The following is a 17765-nucleotide window of genomic DNA, read 5'->3' on the forward strand; positions in this document are numbered from 1 at the left end:
ACTCGCTGGTTGAGTAGCGAGCGTCAGCGAGCGTATCGAAACCCCGACGAAGGTTCGTTCCGGGTTTCGATACGGCCTGGCGGGCCTACTCAACCTACGGGAGCGCTCGGCGAGAGCGGCGCGCCAGGGTGGACGGTCGATTTCGCTCGGGACCGCCCGCGTCTTAGGCTCAAGCCATGAGCACCAACGATGTTGCCAACGCCCTTATCCGCCCGATCCGCGACTCCGACGTCGAAGACCTTGGACGCGTGCACGCAACCTGCTGGCACCAGACCTATGACCACCTCGTCAGCACGGCTGCGCTCGAGAACCTGTCGCCGCGACGCATGGCCGAACTGTGGTCACGCATGGCCACGCGCGGTGAGGAGTATCACCAGTACGCGGCGCTCGTCGACGGCGAGATCGTCGGCTTCGTCGGCTCCGGCCCGGCGCGCGACGACGACGCACCGCGCGAACGCGAGCTGTACTTTATCTACCTGCTCGCCGACTACCAGGGCACCGGGCTCGGTCAGCGCCTGTTCGACGCGGCGTGTGGCGCCAACCCCGGGTACCTCTGGGTTGCGAAAGACAACCCCCGTGCCCACGCGTTCTACACGCGCAACGGGATGGCCCTCGATGGGGCCGAGCAGACGAAGCCGTTCCTCGGCGAGGAAATCGTCGAAGTGCGGTTCGTGCGGTAGGAGCCGAAGGGTGCGGGTTTCGATACGGCCCTGGCGGGCCTACTCAACCAGCGGCTCTGGCTAGGGCAGCACTCCGACGTGCGCGAGCGCTGCACGGAGCAGCGTCGCCCTGCCACCCTCCATCTCATCGGTGAGGGTGTAGCTCGTCGCCTCGTCTGGCGTCACCCAGGTGATCTCGAGTGCGTCTTGGCGCGGCTCGCATGTGCCGGTGACCGGCACAACAAAGGCGAGCGCGACGGCGTGCTGGCGATCATCCGTGTAGGCGCTGATGCCGGGCATCGGAAAGTACTCCGCGACCGTAAACGGTGTCGGGCTCGCCGGCAGCTGCGGGAACGCCATCGGCCCGAGATCCTTCTCGAGGTGGCGAAAGAGCGCCTCGCGCACCGTCTCGCCGTACATGACGCGGCCGGAGACGAGCGTGCGCGTCATCTCCCCCGTGATGGATGCCCGCAGCAGCACGCCGACCTGCGTCACCACCCCGAGCGGGTCAAGTCGCACCGGCACCGCCTCGACATACAGGATCGGGATCCGTCGCCGAAGTTCGAGCAGCTCAACGTCGGAGAGCCACGAATTGCCGGGGTCGGGGGTGCCTGTAGCGCTCATGACTTCATTCTGTAGCACTGCAAGGGGGAAGACTGTCAGGGGTCTCGGCGAGGATAAACACCATGGGTTCCGCCCTTGACCTCTTCAGCCCCGCAACACGCGAGTGGTTTGAGGGTGCCTTCACCGGGCCGACACCGGTGCAGGATGGCGCGTGGAAAGCCATATCAGGCGGCGGCAACGCACTCGTGGTGGCGCCGACGGGCTCGGGAAAGACGCTGGCCGCGTTTCTCTGGGCCATCGATCGGCTGGCGGCCGAAGCATCCGCCGACCGCCCTCCCGGCACGCGCGTGCTCTACATCTCCCCGCTTAAAGCGCTCGGGGTCGACGTCGAACGCAACCTGCGGTCGCCGCTCGTCGGCATCACCCGCACGGCGGCGAGGCTCGGGATGCCGGCGCCGGCTGTGAGCGTCGGTGTGCGCTCCGGCGACACCACCTCGGCGGAGCGCCGCGCACTGCAGCGCACCCCGCCCGAGATTCTCATCACAACACCCGAATCGCTCTACCTCATGCTCACGTCGTCGGCGCGAGAAGCCCTCGCGACGGTCGACACCGTCATCGTCGATGAGATCCATGCGGTCGCGGCGACGAAGCGTGGGGCGCACCTCGCCGTCTCGCTCGAACGCCTCGACGCTCTGCTCGCGCGGCCCGCCCAGCGCATCGGACTCTCGGCGACCGTGCGGCCTCGGGAGGAGATCGCACGGTTCCTCGCCGGCTCGGCACCCGTCGAGATCATTGCCCCCGCGTCGGCGAAACAGTTCGACCTGACGGTCGCCGTGCCGGTCGAAGACATGACCGAGCTCGGCTCGGCGCCGGTCCGCGAGGGTGCCACGGCGAGCGCCGCCCCACAGCAGTCGATCTGGCCGCATGTGGAGGAGCAGATCGTCGACCGCATCCTCGAATGCCGCTCGACCATCGTGTTCGCCAACTCCCGAAGGCTTGCCGAACGGCTCACCGCGCGGCTCAACGAGATCTATGAGGAGCGGTTGGGGGTGTTGGCGGAGAGTGGTGCGGGGGGCGGTTTCGATACGCTCGCTACTCAACCAGCGGGAGGGGGCACTGCGCGCCTTACTCAACCAGCGGCGGTGCCCGCGCAAATGATGGGCCAGTCCGGCTCGACGGGCTCATCGGCAGGGCTGCTCGCCATGGCACACCACGGATCGGTCTCGAAGGAGCGTCGCGCGTACATCGAGGACGAGCTGAAGTCGGGCCGACTGCGGTGCGTTGTCGCGACCTCCTCCCTTGAGCTTGGCATCGACATGGGGGCGCTCGACCTCGTCATCCAGGTGGAGTCGCCGCCGTCGGTCGCGAGTGGGCTCCAGCGCATCGGCCGGGCCGGCCACGGCGTCGGGGAGGTGTCGCGCGGCATCCTGTTTCCCAAGCACCGCGCCGACCTGCTGCACTCCGCGGTCGCGACGGAGCGGATGGGGCAGGGTCTCATCGAGCAGATCGCGGTGCCGCAGAACCCGCTCGACATCCTCGCCCAGCAGACAGTCGCGGCCGTCGCGCTCGACACGCTCGATGTGGAGGAGTGGTTCGACACGGTGCGGAGGAGCGCCCCCTTCGCGGCACTCCCCCGCAGCGCCTTCGACGCGACGCTCGACCTGCTGAGCGGTCGCTACCCTTCCGACGAGTTCGCAGAACTGCGCCCTCGAATCGTGTGGGATCGCGTTGCCGGCACCATCACCGGTCGGCCCGGCGCCCAACGCCTCGCCGTCATGTCGGGCGGCACCATCCCCGACCGTGGCCTCTTCGGCGTTTTCATGGTCGGCGGCGATGCCTCGACAGGATCAGCGACCGGCGGAGGCGGGCGGCGCGTCGGCGAGCTCGACGAGGAAATGGTCTACGAGTCGCGGGTTGGCGACGTCTTCGCGCTCGGTGCGACAAGCTGGCGCATCGAAGACATCACGCACGACCGCGTCGTGGTGTCACCCGCGTTCGGGCAGCCGGGCCGCGTGCCGTTCTGGAAGGGCGACGGTCTCGGCCGCCCAGCCGAACTCGGGCGCGCGATCGGCGAGTTCACCCGCGAGGTCGCCGCGGGGCACGAGGATGCCATGCGGCAGCGACTTGCAGAGGTCGGCCTCGATGAGCGCGCCGTCAACAACCTCATCTCCTTCGTGCGGGAGCAGCGCGAGGCGACCGGCCATGTGCCGACCGACCGCACCCTCGTTGTCGAGCGGTTCCGCGACGAGCTCGGCGACTGGCGCCTGGTGCTGCACTCCCCCTACGGCATGCCGGTGCATGCACCGTGGGCGCTCGCGGTGAGCGCGCGCATCCGCGACACCCTCGGTGTTGATGGCGCCGCAATGGCGGCGGATGACGGCATCGTCGTGCGCATCCCCGACACGGATGCTCCCCCGCCCGGTGCGGACCTGTTCGCGTTCGACCCGACAGAGTTGGCCGAAATCGTCACCCGTGAGGTGGGCGGATCCGCGCTCTTCGCCTCGCGTTTTCGCGAGTGTGCGGCGCGCGCCCTGCTGCTCCCCCGCTACAACCCTGCACGGCGGTCGCCGCTCTGGCAGCAGCGGCAGCGGGCGGCGCAGCTCCTTGCGGTCGCGTCGAAGTACCCGACGTTCCCGATCGTGCTCGAGACGGTGCGGGAGGTGCTGCAAGATGTGTACAACCTTCCGGCGCTCACCGAGTTGGTGACACAGATCGAGGGTCGCAGCATCCGTGTCGTTGAGGTCGAGACTGTGTCGGCGTCGCCGTTCGCCCGCTCCCTGCTCTTCGGCTATGTCGCCGCGTTTATGTACGAGGGTGATTCGCCGCTCGCCGAGCGTCGGGCTGCCGCGCTCTCGCTCGACTCGGCGCTGCTCGGTGAGCTGCTCGGCCGGGCTGAGTTGCGCGAGCTGCTCGACGCCGACGTGATCGCGCAGACCGAACGTGAGCTGCAGCGGCTCGCGCCCGAACGCCAGGCGCGCGACGTCGAGGGCGCTGTCGACCTGCTGCGGATGCTCGGGCCGATGAGCGTCTCGGAGCTGCAGGAGCGCTCGACCGTGCCCGTGGAGACAACCGCGCTCGACGCGCTCGCCCGGGCAAACCGGCTCCTGCAGGTGGCAATCGCGGGCGATGCCCGCTGGGCTGTCGTCGAGGATGCCGCCCGACTTCGCGATGTGCTTGGCGCACCACTGCCGGTCGGTATTCCGGAGGTGTTCCTCGAACCCGTCGACGACCCCGTTGGCGACCTCGTGAGCCGCTACGCCCGCACCCACGCGCCGTTCACGGCGGCGGAATGCGCCGCACGATTCGGGCTCGGCACCGCCGTCGTCACCGACACGCTCCGCAGGCTGGAGCTGCAGCGTCGCGTGGTGGAGGGCGAGTTTCGGCCGGGCAGCAGCGGCGCCGAATGGTGCGATGCCGAGGTGTTGCGTCGTCTGCGCAGCCGCTCGCTCGCCGCCCTCCGTCACGAGGTCGAACCGGTGGATGCCGCAACCTACGGACGCTTCCTCAGCTCCTGGCAGCACCTCGACGAGCCGCTCCGGGGCATCGACGGGGTGGCGCAGGTGATCGAGCAGCTTTCGGGCGTCGCCGTGCCCGCCTCCGCGCTCGAGACCCTTGTGCTGCCGTCGCGGGTGCGCGATTACTCCCCAGCCATGCTCGACGAACTCACCGCGACCGGTGAGGTCGCCTGGGCGGGGGCTGGATCACTCGGTGCAAGCGACGGCTGGGTCACCCTCCACCTGACAGAGACAATGCCGTTCACGCTGGGCGAGCCGGGGCCGCTCGACGAGACCGAACTGCACCGCGGCATCCTCGACGCTCTCGCCGGTGGGGGCGCCTACTTCTTTCGCCAACTCGCCGACGCCGTCGCGAGCCGGGACGACAAAGCCCTCACCGGTGCGATCTGGGATCTCGCCTGGGCGGGGCTCATCACCAACGACACGCTCGCGCCGCTGCGCGCCTCTGCGGGGGGCCCGGCGCGGCGCCCGGCACCGCGCACCCGATCATTCCGAGGGCACGCGCGACCATCGCTGCCGAGCCAGTCCGGCGGGCCGAGCGTTGCCGGACGATGGTCGCTCGTGCAGCGCACAGGCAGCGACGACACGACTGTGCGCGGGCTCGCTGTGGCGGAGGGCCTGCTCGAGCGGCACGGCATCGTCACGCGCGGTGCGGTGATGAGTGAGGGCATCCGTGGCGGGTTCTCACTCGTCTACAAGGTGCTGAGCCGCTTCGAAGAGAGCGGGCGGGCGCGTCGCGGGTACTTCATCGAGGGGCTTGGCGCGGCCCAGTTCGCGACCGGCCCCACCGTCGACCGGCTGCGGGTGTTCGCCGTCGACCCAGATGCTCCGCCACGACTTCACGCGGTCACACTCGCCGCCGCCGACCCAGCGAACCCCTACGGTGCCGCCCTCCCCTGGCCGAAAGGCGAGACAAGCCACAGGCCCGGACGCAAAGTGGGCGCGATGGTCGTGCTCGTCGACGGGGCACTCGCGCTCTATGTTGAACGCGGCGGCAAAAGCATGCTGCTCTTCGACGACGAACCGGCCGTGGTCACCACGATCGCCAGCAACCTGGTCAGCACCATGACCAGGGCGCACACGGGGAGAATGCGGGTCGAGCGGGTCAACGGCGAGTTCGTCGTCGGCACCCCGTTCGGCGACGCCCTCGTCGAGGCCGGCTTCGCGGTGACACCGCAGGGGCTGAGCCTCCGTGCCTGAGGGAGACACCGTCTACCTGACGGCGAAGCACCTCGATGAGGCTCTCGCCGGCCGCACACTCGAACGCTGCGACATCCGGGTGCCGAAGTTCGCCACGGTCGACCTCAGCGGCGACGTGATCGAGTCGGTCGTGCCGCACGGCAAGCACCTGCTCACCCGCGTTGGTGACCACTGCATCCACACCCACCTCAAGATGGAGGGGGCCTGGCACCTCTACCGGCACGGCACACGATGGCAGAGGCCCGGATGGAAGGCGCGCATCATCCTCGGAACCGACGACCGGCTCGCGGTGGGCTTTGAGCTCGGGCTCGTCGAGGTCGTGCGACGCGATGAAGAGTCGTCGCTGCTCGAGCATCTGGGCCCTGACCTCCTTGGTGACGACTGGAATGCGGATGCTGCGCTCACGCGGCTGCTCGCGAGACCGGAGCGTCCCGTGTTTTTTGCCCTGCTGGATCAGAGGAACCTCGCGGGCCTCGGCAACGTCTACGTCAACGAGCTGTGCTTTCTCCGCGGCGTGCTGCCGACCACTCCCGTCGGCGACGTGCCGCAGGCCGAGAAGCTCGTCGACCTCGCGTTCCGCCTGATCCAGGCCAACAAAGACCGCAGCGAACGCACCACGACGGGGCGGCTGCGCGGGGCAACGTCGTGGGTGTATGGACGGGGCGGCAGGCCCTGCCTTCGCTGCGGCACCCCCGTGCGCTCGGCAGAGTTGGGGGCCGAGGGCGAGCATGCTCGACAGAGCCACTGGTGCCCCCATTGCCAGCATTAGGCGCGCCATCGCGCCCGCCGCGGAATGTTAGGGTCTCCTAAGATGAGTCGGTGAAACGGGTGCTGGCTCTCTCAACGAAAGGCGCATCTTCGAATGAGCTACGTGACGTCAGCGGCGCTTGAGTCCACCGGCTTCGTCATCCTCGACCGGTACGACCAGTCGCAGGACCCCAAAGAGTGGCTCGACCTCGAATACGTCGACTGGAAGTCATCCGGCGACACCCGATTCGCCCCGCTCGCGAGCGCGAACGGCGCAATCGAGGTCAACGGGTTCTGGAACCACACGCCGCCACGCACCGACAAAGACGGTGTCTGGATCGCCTCCCAGGTCGAGAAGGCCCCCAATCTGACCCGCCGCGCGCAGGAGCCGGGTTCGAATGTTGGCCGCTGCCGCGTCATCGAGCTCAAACCAACGTCGTATCCCGAGACGCTCTACAACCTGCACCAGGACGACAACAACCGGCTCAACCCTGACGGCAGCGGTTGGATTGTGCGCGGGTTCTTCAACCTCAGCGACGACCCCGCCTCGTACTTGGTGCTCCGCGAAGACCGCTACGACTCCGACACCGAGATCCGCATCCCGCTGCCCGCCGGCGCGCAGGTCATCGTCGACACCCAGCGCTTCTGGCACGCGGTCTGGCACCGTGGCCCCGAGAACCGCTACTGTCTCATCACCTCGTGGGAGTCCGGTCCAGCGCTCGACGCCTATATTGCGCAGTGGCATGGCACAAGTGAACACATGAACGCGCCGCTCGATCGGTCGGTCATCGACGACGCGCAGGCGGACGTGCAACGCCGCCTCGCCGAGCGAGCCGCGGCCCTTGCCGAGCAGGGACGCGACGACCGCGGCCGCGGGATGTCGGAGATCTAACCGCGCGGAAATCTCACCACGCTTCGTGCCGCGACTGTTATGCCGCTGGAGTGTGCTCGCGAATGAGGCTGACGGCCATTGCCTTCGCCCGGTCGGCCGCGTTGCGGTCACCCATCGATGCGGTGATGATCGATCCCTTCATGAGGATCTGCATCGAGTGCGCAAAGTCGTCGAGTTCGGTGAGTCCCGCCCGCTCGGCGATGCCGCGAAGGGCTGCTCGCACCGTGTTGAGGTGCGCGATGCTCGCTTTGCCAAGCGGATGCTCGGGGCCCATCTCGAGAAGCACCTTGACGAAGGAGTCCCCCTCATAGTCATCAAGCGCGAACCACTCCTCGAAGATGTCAAAAATGGCAAGCAGTTGTTCGACTGGATCGCTCGTACGCTTCTGCGCCTCGGCAACGATGAGTTCTGAGGTCCACACCTCCTCGCGACGTTCGAGGAACGCTTCGGCCAGCTGCTCCTTGGAGCCGAAATGCCGGTAGAAGGTGGCAATGGCGACGCTGGAGCGGCCAATGATTTCATCAACGCTGACGTCGCGAATACCCCGGCGAGAGAAGAGGTCGTAGGCCGCCTGAAGGATGCGCTCTCGCGCTCCGGACTTCGATGGCTCTGTCATGTCTCGGCCCATCCTATTGGTATAAGAACGTTCTCTCTACCCCTCCTCGCGGGGTGCGTCTATCCCGCAAACGTGGTACAGAGCGTACGTTCTGGTTGATAGTGAGCGTTCTCTCTCGTTTGGACTTGACAGAACGCTCTCTCTCCCCCTTGGATAGGGGTAGAGAGAGCGTTCTCCATGAAGACAATTGCTCTCCGAATTTCATCGAAGGAATGAGGGATACCGTGAACACCATCGCAATCGCGGCACCACCATCAAGCAGAAGCACAACCGCACAAGCACAGTCAGACGCAGGATTCGCACGGGTCTCCGATGACGCCGTGCGCGACTACCTGCAGGGGATCTCAGCGATCCCCCTTCTCGCACCTGAAGAAGAACCCGAGCTTGCCCGCATCATCGAAGCGGGCGTGCTGGCACGCGAGGCACTCGACGTCGGCGTCGATGACCAGCGGAAGGCACGCGAACTCAAGCAGCTCGTGCAAGACGGAGAAGCGGCCTATCGCAACTTCGTGCGCGCCAACCTGCGCCTCGTCGTCAGCGTCGCCAAGAACTACCTCGGTCACGGGGTGCCCTTCATGGACCTCATCCAAGAGGGCAACATCGGTCTCGACCGCGCGGTCAAGAAGTTCGACTACGCCAAGGGCTACAAGTTCTCCACGTATGCAACCTGGTGGATCCGTCAGTCGATCAGCCGCTGCATCGCCGACTCCTCGCGGCTCATTCGCATTCCCGTGCACGCGGCAGAAAAGGTCGTCACGGTGCGCAAGCTCTTCCGCGAAATGGAAGCCGAGACCGGTCGTCGCCCCAGCATCGAGGACATCGCCATCGAAACAGGGTTCTCGCCGGAGAAGGTGCAGTTGTACCTCGATGTCGATCGCGACCCCGTGAGCATCCACACGCCGGTGGGCGACGAACAGGACACGGTGCTCGGCGACCTCATCGAGGACGAGCAGCATGCCCCCATCATCGATATCGTCAGCGCCGGCATCCGTCACGATCTGCTCCACAAGTGCATCGCGACGCTGCCAGACCGCGACGCGAAGGTCCTCAAGCTGCGTTTCGGGCTTGGCGGTGAAGCGCCGATGACCTTCGATCAGGTTGGTGCGCACTTCGGCATCTCGCGCGAGCGCGTTCGCCAGATTGAGCAGCGCGCCATCCGCGCCCTGCGCTCCCGTGAGTTCCGCGGGGCCCTCGCCGAGTAATTCGGCGGGGCCCGGCGGCCCTCACTGTCCTGTTTCTCGGACCAGTCGTCCTGCTTACTAGGCTTTCGACATGAGTTGTTGCTAGCATTCGACCATGCAGGAACACCTTTTTCGCGCCGAGTCCATTCCCACCGAAGTTGCGGCCTTTAATGCGTCGCTCGCCGAAATGGGACCCATGCCCGGCCTCTTCGACCTGGGTATCGACGTCGCCCGAGGCGGCGGCTTCATGCCAGCGCCTCCGCCTTCGGAGCGGGCCTACGATGTGGCAATCGGCGACGGGGTCTCGCTCCACGTTGTTCCGAGCGCTCAGCCGAAGGGTGTCCTGCTCCACATTCACGGCGGAGGGTTCGCTCTCGGCGGCGCCGCCCAGCAAGACCCTATCCTCGAGCGGATCGCCGATGCCGCGCAGGTGACGTGCGTGAGCGTCGAGTACCGCCTGGCGCCCGAGAACCCATACCCCGCGGCGTGGGACGACTGCGAGAAGGCAGCCCTCTGGCTGATCGACCACGCGGCCGCAGAATTCGGTTCGGATTCGCTCGTGATCGCCGGCGAATCGGCCGGGGCGCTGCTCGCCGTCGCGACCCTGCTGCGACTCCGCGAGCGAGGCATCCCCCAGCACTTCCGCGCCGCCGCGCTCAGCTTCGGCGTTTACGACTCGACCATGACGCCGAGCCAGGCCCAGGCCGAGACCGGCGTGCTGAAGGCCCGGGACATTGCGCGGCTCGTCGACGCCTACGCTCCCGACCCGAGCATCCGCCGCACCCCCGACCTCTCGCCGCTTTACGGCGACCTGCACGGCCTGCCGCCGGCACTGTTCACGGTCGGCACCCTCGACGCGATGCTCGACGACTCGATGTTCATGTATGGCCGCTGGCTCGCTGCGGGCAACCAGGCCGAACTCGCCCTCTACCCCGGTGCCGACCATGCCTTCACTGAAGGGCCGCACCCTTCGGCGCGTGTCGCGAACGACCACATGGACGCCTTCATCGCGCGGCACGTTGTGGAGAGTGCCTAACTGCCCCTAGGCCACGGATGCGGCGAGCGCGACCTGCCCGAAGGCGCCCTGGTGGAACACCAGGGGTGACACACCGTGCCCCGCCGCCATCGACTCGACTTCGCCGAGGACAAAAACGTGGTCACCCGCGTCTTGCACCGAGTGCAGTGAGCACTCGATCCACGCGACCGCGCCCTCCAGCATCGGCAACCCGCGGTCGGAGACGCGATACGCGACATCCGCGAACTTGTCGACCTGACGGCTCGCAAACTTTAGGCCGAGCTGATCTTGATCGTGCGCGAGCACGTTGACGCAGAAGCGCCCGGCGCCAGCGATGGTTGGCCAGCTCGTTGACTTGCGGTCGGGGAAGAAGCCGATCAGTGGCGGGTCGAGCGATACCGAGGTGAACGTGCCGACGGTCAGGCCCGCTGTCACGCCTTCGTCGGTGACGGAGGTAATCACGCACACGCCGGTTGGGTAGTGCCCCATGATCGTTCTGAAGGTCTGTGGGTCGATAGGCATCGTTGCAATCCTTTCCCGGAAAATCGGTGGTCTGATCGTACTAGAATTGTCACTATTAGGCAATTGATGCTCTTATCGCGGCTCGACGGAGCCGGATGATGGGAGCGATCCCCCCATCGGTGAACACGATCGACGCATTCTCGTCGATCGCCTCAAGCACCCTCACCCCCACCGCGAGGGGGTCCGCCCCGTGCGCGAGCATCGCTCTGGCCATCTCCTGCCGGCCCTCCAGTTCGGCGTCGCTCCCCCGCACGCCGCTCGCCCGGAACTCCTCTGGGCGCATCGTCTCGTGGTCGTGAATATTGGTATTCACCCCGGCGGGGCAGAGCGTGGTCACCCCGATCCCCTCCGACGCGAGCTCGGCCCGGAGACAGTCCATGATCGCGACCACGCCGAACTTCGCCGAAGAATAGATCCCGCCATCGTCTGCCACCATCAGCCCGCCGGCTGAGGATGTGGCCACCACCGTGCCGCCGCGACCCTGGGCGCGCATGATCGGGAGCAGCGCCTCTATGCCATTCGTCACACCCTCAAGGTTGACTCCCATGACCCACTTCCAGTCGGCCTGGCTGCTCTGCAGCACGGTGCCGAGGATGCCGATGCCGGCGTTAAGACAGACAACGTCGATGGTGCCGAAGCGCTCGATAACCTCGGCAGCGGCCTGCTGCCATGCCCGTCGGTCGGTCACATCAAGGCGACGAGACATCACGCGCCCGCCATACCCCGCAAGCCGCTCCATGGCATCCGCGATGTGATCTTCGCGCACGTCAGCGATCACCACGTTGAGCCCGCGCCCAAGCAGCGCCGTCGCGATCCCGAGCCCGATGCCGCTCGCACCACCCGTGACGATCGTCGTCGCTCCAGGCACAGCGCCCGCCACCGCCGCCAACCCGGCCGCATCCGTCAACCCAGCCGCATTCACAAACCCAGAAGCTTTCGCCGCGGCATCCGGAACCTGCTCAGCACTAGCGGGTGCGAGTTCCGCATTCTCCGCTTCGGCCTCGAGGCCTCGCAGCTCCGCGCGGTACACCTCGCCCATCGGGCCGAGCGGGGGCAGGGTGGTGTCGGAGGAGGTGCTCGCAAGCGCCTCGAGCCACGGATCGAAGACGGCGGCGACATCTGCTTCGACGACCGACGCGGGGAGGGAATAGAGGCCGCCGTTCGCTAGCGCGGCATCGATTCGCGCCGCGACGGCATTCTCTTCGCCGTCGTCGGTCAGCACGATCGATACGGAAACCTCCGTGCCGAGCAGCTCAGCGCGGAGCCCCTCCGCAAGCCCGAGGAGGCACCGCCCAACGACAGACTCGGCGGTGCGGTCGGAATCGGCGACGAGGGCGGTTGATGGCACGACCACGACGACGTTGCCGCCAGCGGGTCGCTGCAGCATCGCGGGAACAATGCCGCGGATGCTCGTGAACGTCCGCCGCAGCGGCCGGTGGACCTGCGCCTGCCAATCGACGCCGGCAGCACCGCCCTGGTCGAGGTGCGGGAAGGCGATGACCAGCGAGGCGTCATCGCGATGATGTGGTGAGGATGCCGGCGCCAGCCGCTCCGGGTCGTCGACCGCGTTGTCGACTTCGCGCAGATCGAGAACGCCGACACGCAGACCGAAGCGCGTGAGAGCACCCCCGACTTCGGTCGGCCCCGCGGGCTCCACCAGCACGATTCGTCGCAGCACTTGAGTCATCGACCCATCCATTCAATTCTCGAACGTCATGACAAACGACATTGATTGTCACGATATGACAGTGTAGTGTCCAATGTGTTGCAACCGATAGACATTGCAGACGATCATCGGCGATCACGAGGAGAAGACAATGCACGTAGGAATTGCCACCGGTTTCCAGCACCAGAGTGCGGAATCGGTCAACGACACCACATTCCTGAAAGAGGATCTCGACATGGCCATCGCGGCCGAAGATCTCGGCTTCGAATCAATCTGGGTCACCGAGCACCACTTCAGCAACTACTCGATTTCACCGTCGCCACTGCAGAGCCTCGCGTATCTCGCGGGCAAGACCCGGTCAGTGAAGCTCGGCACACAGGTCGTTGTGCTGCCCTGGAACGATCCAGTGCGAGTCGCGGAACAAGCGCTCTGGCTCGACAATGTCACTGAAGGCCGCCTCCTTCTTGGTTTCGGGCGCGGCCTTGGCAAGATGGAGTACGACGGGCTTCGGGTCGACATCAACCAGACGCGACAGCTCTATAAGGAGTACGCGGAGATGATCATCAACGCATTGGAGACCGGCGTGATCGAGGGCGGCGACATCACGCAGCAGCCTCGCCGGGAGCTTCGGCCGCGTCCCTTCAAGAGCTTCGAGGGCCGCGTGTTCGGCTCAGCCGGGTCGCCTGAATCAGTGCGCACCGTGGCAGAGCTCGGTATGGGCGTCATGATCATCAACCCAGAACCGCGCGCGAAGCTCGGTGTCGACTTCGATACCTACAACCAGGTCTGGAGCGAGACCCACGGTGACCAGCGCACCGCGCCGGCGCCAATGCTGTCCGGCACGATCTTCGTCGACGAGAGCGGCGACCGAGCCCGCGAACTGTCGCTGCAGTACCACCGCGTCAACTTCCGGGCCGCGGTCAAGAACTACGGAATGGCCGAAGAGCACTTCGGCAACACGAAGGGCAATGAGTTCTACAAGAACATGCGGATCGCGCCAGACAAGATCGACGAGATGGCCGAAGTGACCGCGAGTGTCATGCCTGCTGGAAACCCGACCGAAGTTCTTGAGGCGCTTGAGCGCATCAACGCGGAGACCAACCTCCAGGGCTTCTTCCCGCACTTCCACTTCGGCGGCATGCCGCGTGCGGAGGCCGAACGCAACATGCGTCTCTTCGCCGAAAAGTGCCTTCCCGAGCTCAAGAGCTGGCCGTCAGAGAACACTCTCGACGGGCAGCCGAGCGCTCTGCAGAACGCCTGATCGATGAAGGACCTCACTGGAAAGAGGGCATTCGTCACGGGAGGGGCCAGCGGCATCGGCCTCGGCATTGTCGAAGCGCTGCTCGATCGTGGTGCCAAAGTGATGATCGCCGACCTGCGGGCCGACCACCTCGCTGAAGTGCAAGCCAAGCTGGGCGAGCGAGACAATGTTGCCGTCCTCGCGGTCGATGTGATCGACCGCGACGCGATGCAGGGTGCCGCTCAGACGATGCTCGACACCTTCGGCGGATGCGACATCCTTGTCAACAATGCTGGCGTTGGTGTGAACCCGCCCGTCGACACGGTGAGCTTTGCCGACTGGGAGTGGGTGCTCTCAGTAAACCTCTGGGGGCCCATCAACGGTGTGATGGCGTTTTTGCCGCTCATGCTGCGCCAGGGCGAGGGCCACATCGTCACCACCTCGTCGATGGCCGGCCTCTTGCCCACCGCAGAGAACTACATCTATGCGGCGTCGAAGTACGCGGTGCGAGGGATGAGCGATTCGCTTCGCCTGACCTTGGCGTCGCGCGGCGTTGGCGTCTCGGTGCTCTACCCAGGGCTGACACGCAGCCGCATTCTGGAGTCAGAGGAAAACCGGCAAGCGCGCTTCCAGCCCGAGGTCGCTCAGTCGAAGCCTGTCGGCGGACCCGTTGCACCGCCACCGGATTCTGGAATGGATCCGCGCGACGTCGGCGAGGCCGTAGTCGAGGGCATCATCAACAATCGCGGGTACATCCTCTCCCACTCGGAGTTCAAGGATGAGCTGGAGGAGCACTTCGCGTCGATCCTCGCCGCGAGCCCGCCGCCGCAAGACATCGATCCTGGTCGTCTCATGCTCGAAGAGGCCCGTCGCGCGCAGACCCGCGACGCCATGAACGCTGTTGATGCCCTGACCCGCGGTGAAGAGCGGAGCTGACCATGACGTCGTCCGCGTTCGCACCTGAGGCCGGCACGACGGTCTCACCCCCAGAGCAAGCCCTCACCCCGAAAGGGATGATCGCTCGCGCTCAGAACCTGCGCGGCATCCTCCGCGAGCGCCAAGCAGAAACCGAGGCGGCGGGGAACATCTCCGACGAGACAAACCAGCTGCTCATCGACGCCGGCTTCTACCGGATGATTCAGCCGCGAGCATTCGGAGGCTACGGCTTCGACCTGCCCACGTATGTGCGGGTCGTCACCGAGGTCGCGCGCGGCTGCCCGGAAACCGCGTGGGTGCTGTCTATCCTGCTCGGCCACGTGCATCAGCTCGCGACCTTCCCCCTTGAGGCGCAGCGTGAGGCCTACGGGGCGGATGGGGACTTTCGGGCGCCCGAGGTTGCCGCGCCACAGGGACACGGTGTCTCGGAACCGGGCGGATACCGCGTGACGGGTGCGTGGGACTACGCCTCCGGCAGTTCGCACGCCACGCACATCCTGCTCGCGTTCACGGTCGCCGACGCGGCGGGCGGTGACGCGGCGGGCGGTGACGCGACAACGAGGATGGGTCTGTTCGAACGCTCCGACTACACGGTTGAACACAACTGGGATGTCATCGGGATGCAAGGAACCGGCTCCGATCGCGTCGTGCTGCACGACGTCTTCGTGCCGTCCCACCGCACGAAGGCATATCCTGTCATGGCGCCGAGCCTCTCCCGTGAGATCTATGAGGAGAGCCCGGTGTTCTTTGGGCCGGCCAGGCCGTTCATCATCACCGAATCCGCCGCCGTGGTCGTCGGCGCCGCTGAGGGCGCACTCGACCTCTATGAGGAGACGTTCCTTGCGCGCAAGGCAACAGGCGCAACGGGAGGGCGGCGAGACGAGCTCGCCGAATACCAGCTCAACTTCGGTCGCTGCCGCGCCCTCGTCGACACCGCGCGCGCCGCGCTGCTGCACGCCACCGCCGACTATATGGAACTCGCGACCACGAGCAGGGACACGGGCCAACCGTGCTCCGACGACGACGCCAGGCGACTGACCCTGGTGATCTTGCAGAGCATCCATCTCGCGCACGAAGCGGTCGACATCATTTTTCGAACGGCAGGTTCGTCCGCCTCGAAGAAGGGTTCCATGCTGGGGCGGTATTGGCGCAACGTCGGCGTGCTGCGAGGGCACCTGGCGCACCAGTCCGACAGCGCAGCAATCAACTACGGGCGCACGCACTTTGGGCATCCGCCGGTGGGCGTCTCGTGAGCAGCAGAGACGCGCTGCTTGCCGAGCTGGACGCGTATTTGGCGGCCGTCTCCGCGGGCACCCCCGACGCGCTCCGCCTTGCGCCGGGGTTCCGCACCACCGAGAACGGCGCAGCGATTGCGGCGGGCGCCGGGCTATGGAGTGCGCAGCCGGTGTTCGATGGCATCCAGGGCTTCGCCGACCCGGAGACGGGTCAGGCCGTGTGCATGGGCGTGGCCACCGTCGCTGGCGAACTTCGGCCGTTCGCGCAGCGGATCCACGTGCGAGACGGGATGCTCCACGAGGCAGAAGCGATCGTGAGCACCGATGGCACTGGCCACTTCGCCGACGTCGAGCAACTCCTCAAACCCGACATCATCTACTCGGCCGTCGTGCCCCCGCACAGGCGCTCGGATCGGGACGGCCTCCGTGATGCCGCCGACCGATACTGGGAAGGCTTGGAGCAGAGCGACGGGCATATCCCGCGGTTCAATTTTCGGTGCGATAAGTACGACAACGGCGCCAAGACGACGAACACGCTGCGCACCCTGCTCTCACCCGATGGCAAGGTGCACACCCCCGCCTCAGCGCTGAACGACACGCGCGCAGCACGCCCCCGCTCCCGCGAGCGGCGCTTTCCCGTGCTCGACACCGAGCTCGGGGTCGCCGCCAGCTTCGTCGTCGTCGACTTCCATCCGATCCCAGACCATCCGCGACCCGATGCCGGCTCCATGTATATGCTTGGATTCTTCAAAGTCGTTGATGGTGAGCTCCGGATTATCGATGAGATCCGAGAGATTCTCCCCTTGGGATCGTCGTCCAACTGGGCGGGCGGCGGCTGAGTACCAGATCGGACATCAAGGCGGGATGACGAAGACAAGCTCTGACCGGATGCTCTCGGTGATGGACCTGTTCACACCAGAGCAGCCAGAGTGGACGGTCGAAGAGGCCTGCGCAGTGCTCGGCCAGTCCGAAAGCACGGTGTACCGATACTTCAGGAGCCTCAGCGCGGCTGGACTCATCTTCAGTGTGCGGTCCGGCCGCTACCTCCTCGGACCGGGGATCGTGCACTTCGATCGGCAGCTGCGCAGCTCTGACCCGCTCATTCGCGCGACTGAGCCCGGCATCGTGAAGATCGCTGCTCGCTATACCGAGCCAGGGATGCTGTTTATCAGCCGCATCCACCGTGATTACCTCATGACGATGCATGAGCACCGCATCGGTGCATTGGAGTTCCCCGAGGGCGTCTACGCGCGGGGTCGACTGGCGCCCCTGTTCGGCGGTGCGCCGGCGCTCGCAATCCACTCGTTCACTGAGGTCCGTGCGGTGCGCGCGATGTTCCAGGCGTCACACGCCGACGACGCGGAGTGGCTCGAGCTCAAGCGCCGGATGCGCGCGATTAGAGCGCTCGGGTACGCCACAGACGTCGATGACCCTGACGACGGGGTGCTCCACGTCTCCGTGCCCTTGAAACGTGCAGATTTCGGCGTTGCGGGGAGCCTCAACATCGCCCTCGAGAGCCGGCCAGACAACGCCGCCGCTATCGAGCACGCCGCCGAGCTTCTCCTCGAGGCGGCAGACGCGATGGCGCGCGAGGCCCTGAAGTCAGCTCGCGACTGACCCCCTCTGTTGCATCATGAGACCGAGCCGCATGCGTGCTGCTTGGTGCGGCAATCACATGGTTTTCGGGGTGCGCATCACGCTGCGGATCTTCGAATAAGAGCATCGATTGTCACAATACGATATTTCTGCTAGCCTCGCTGCGAAGGCGATCCACTGA

15 protein-coding genes are annotated in these 17765 nt (G+C 66.2%); 11 read left to right on the forward strand and 4 right to left on the reverse strand.

What is annotated here, in order from left to right; translation table 11 throughout:
* The first annotated feature begins 176 nt into the window (after positions 1-176).
* A complete protein-coding gene (locus ACY48M_RS09075; RefSeq protein ID WP_462819962.1) occupies positions 177-680 on the forward strand; it encodes an N-acetyltransferase family protein in 504 nt (167 codons plus the stop codon).
* A 60-nt stretch (positions 681-740) separates the two neighbouring features.
* Here the strand turns inward: ACY48M_RS09075 and ACY48M_RS09080 are convergent, their stop codons facing one another.
* Positions 741-1283 carry an NUDIX hydrolase family protein gene (locus ACY48M_RS09080; RefSeq protein WP_462819963.1) on the reverse strand — a complete coding sequence of 181 codons (543 nt, stop codon included), beginning with the start codon at positions 1281-1283 and terminating at the stop codon, positions 741-743.
* 62 nt (positions 1284-1345) lie between these two features.
* Here ACY48M_RS09080 and ACY48M_RS09085 point away from each other — a divergent pair, with 62 nt between their 5' ends.
* The 3 genes from ACY48M_RS09085 (at position 1346) to ACY48M_RS09095 (ending at position 7577) form a co-directional block, all read left to right on the forward strand.
* Positions 1346-5938 carry an ATP-dependent helicase gene (locus ACY48M_RS09085; RefSeq protein WP_462819964.1) on the forward strand — a complete coding sequence of 1531 codons (4593 nt, stop codon included), beginning with the start codon at positions 1346-1348 and terminating at the stop codon, positions 5936-5938.
* Positions 5931-6707: a DNA-formamidopyrimidine glycosylase family protein gene (locus tag ACY48M_RS09090; RefSeq protein ID WP_462819965.1), complete on the forward strand. Its 777-nt coding sequence runs from the start codon at positions 5931-5933 to the stop codon at positions 6705-6707. Before ACY48M_RS09085 ends, ACY48M_RS09090 begins: the two co-directional genes overlap by 8 nt.
* Before the next feature lie 93 nt (positions 6708-6800).
* A complete protein-coding gene (locus ACY48M_RS09095) occupies positions 6801-7577 on the forward strand; it encodes a hypothetical protein (protein WP_462819966.1) in 777 nt (258 codons plus the stop codon).
* 37 nt (positions 7578-7614) lie between these two features.
* On the opposite strand, the gene ACY48M_RS09100 is transcribed toward ACY48M_RS09095, so the two are convergent.
* A complete protein-coding gene (locus tag ACY48M_RS09100; protein WP_462819967.1) occupies positions 7615-8193 on the reverse strand; it encodes a TetR/AcrR family transcriptional regulator in 579 nt (192 codons plus the stop codon).
* A 224-nt stretch (positions 8194-8417) separates the two neighbouring features.
* Here ACY48M_RS09100 and ACY48M_RS09105 point away from each other — a divergent pair, with 224 nt between their 5' ends.
* A complete protein-coding gene (locus ACY48M_RS09105; protein ID WP_462819968.1) occupies positions 8418-9395 on the forward strand; it encodes a sigma-70 family RNA polymerase sigma factor in 978 nt (325 codons plus the stop codon).
* 94 nt (positions 9396-9489) lie between these two features.
* Positions 9490-10410 (forward strand): alpha/beta hydrolase, encoded by a 921-nt coding sequence (locus ACY48M_RS09110; RefSeq protein WP_462819969.1) that lies wholly within the window; start codon positions 9490-9492, stop codon positions 10408-10410.
* 6 nt (positions 10411-10416) lie between these two features.
* On the opposite strand, the gene ACY48M_RS09115 is transcribed toward ACY48M_RS09110, so the two are convergent.
* Together ACY48M_RS09115 and ACY48M_RS09120 are read right to left on the reverse strand one after the other, a co-directional pair.
* Positions 10417-10911 carry a flavin reductase family protein gene (locus tag ACY48M_RS09115; RefSeq protein ID WP_462819970.1) on the reverse strand — a complete coding sequence of 165 codons (495 nt, stop codon included), beginning with the start codon at positions 10909-10911 and terminating at the stop codon, positions 10417-10419.
* Positions 10912-10966: 55 nt separating this feature from the next.
* Positions 10967-12598, reverse strand: coding sequence for an SDR family oxidoreductase (locus ACY48M_RS09120; protein ID WP_462819971.1), 1632 nt, complete (start codon positions 12596-12598; stop codon positions 10967-10969).
* 130 nt (positions 12599-12728) lie between these two features.
* Between ACY48M_RS09120 and ACY48M_RS09125 the strand changes: the two genes are divergently transcribed.
* The 5 genes from ACY48M_RS09125 to ACY48M_RS09145 are packed head-to-tail and all read left to right on the forward strand — an operon-like array spanning position 12729 to position 17605.
* Complete coding sequence (locus ACY48M_RS09125; RefSeq protein ID WP_462819972.1) at positions 12729-13838, forward strand: LLM class flavin-dependent oxidoreductase; 1110 nt, start codon at positions 12729-12731, stop codon at positions 13836-13838.
* A 3-nt stretch (positions 13839-13841) separates the two neighbouring features.
* Positions 13842-14753, forward strand: coding sequence for an SDR family oxidoreductase (locus ACY48M_RS09130; RefSeq protein WP_462819973.1), 912 nt, complete (start codon positions 13842-13844; stop codon positions 14751-14753).
* Positions 14754-14755: 2 nt separating this feature from the next.
* The gene (locus tag ACY48M_RS09135; protein ID WP_462819974.1) at positions 14756-16006 is read left to right on the forward strand and encodes an acyl-CoA dehydrogenase family protein; all 1251 of its coding nucleotides are present in this window, start codon (positions 14756-14758) and stop codon (positions 16004-16006) included.
* Entirely contained in the window at positions 16003-16827 is an 825-nt protein-coding gene (locus tag ACY48M_RS09140; RefSeq protein WP_462819975.1) for a DUF8021 domain-containing protein, read from the forward strand. Before ACY48M_RS09135 ends, ACY48M_RS09140 begins: the two co-directional genes overlap by 4 nt.
* 25 nt (positions 16828-16852) lie before the next feature.
* Positions 16853-17605 (forward strand): helix-turn-helix domain-containing protein, encoded by a 753-nt coding sequence (locus ACY48M_RS09145; RefSeq protein ID WP_462819976.1) that lies wholly within the window; start codon positions 16853-16855, stop codon positions 17603-17605.
* The last annotated feature ends 160 nt before the right edge of the window (positions 17606-17765 follow it).

It is taken from the genome of Homoserinimonas flava (assembly GCF_054969005.1).

Bases quoted from the DNA above. Each gene is read 5' to 3' on its own strand.
- ACY48M_RS09120 (WP_462819971.1), bottom strand. From the start codon at position 12,598: ATGACTCAAGTGCTGCGACGAATCGTGCTGGTGGAGCCCGCGGGGCCG.
- ACY48M_RS09075 (WP_462819962.1), top strand. From the start codon at position 177: ATGAGCACCAACGATGTTGCCAACGCCCTTATCCGCCCGATCCGCGAC.
- ACY48M_RS09130 (WP_462819973.1), top strand. From the start codon at position 13,842: ATGAAGGACCTCACTGGAAAGAGGGCATTCGTCACGGGAGGGGCCAGC.
- ACY48M_RS09085 (WP_462819964.1), top strand. From the start codon at position 1,346: ATGGGTTCCGCCCTTGACCTCTTCAGCCCCGCAACACGCGAGTGGTTT.
- ACY48M_RS09115 (WP_462819970.1), bottom strand. From the start codon at position 10,911: ATGCCTATCGACCCACAGACCTTCAGAACGATCATGGGGCACTACCCA.
- ACY48M_RS09135 (WP_462819974.1), top strand. From the start codon at position 14,756: ATGACGTCGTCCGCGTTCGCACCTGAGGCCGGCACGACGGTCTCACCC.
- ACY48M_RS09095 (WP_462819966.1), top strand. From the start codon at position 6,801: ATGAGCTACGTGACGTCAGCGGCGCTTGAGTCCACCGGCTTCGTCATC.
- ACY48M_RS09110 (WP_462819969.1), top strand. From the start codon at position 9,490: ATGCAGGAACACCTTTTTCGCGCCGAGTCCATTCCCACCGAAGTTGCG.
- ACY48M_RS09145 (WP_462819976.1), top strand. From the start codon at position 16,853: ATGACGAAGACAAGCTCTGACCGGATGCTCTCGGTGATGGACCTGTTC.
- ACY48M_RS09100 (WP_462819967.1), bottom strand. From the start codon at position 8,193: ATGACAGAGCCATCGAAGTCCGGAGCGCGAGAGCGCATCCTTCAGGCG.
- ACY48M_RS09080 (WP_462819963.1), bottom strand. From the start codon at position 1,283: ATGAGCGCTACAGGCACCCCCGACCCCGGCAATTCGTGGCTCTCCGAC.
- ACY48M_RS09125 (WP_462819972.1), top strand. From the start codon at position 12,729: ATGCACGTAGGAATTGCCACCGGTTTCCAGCACCAGAGTGCGGAATCG.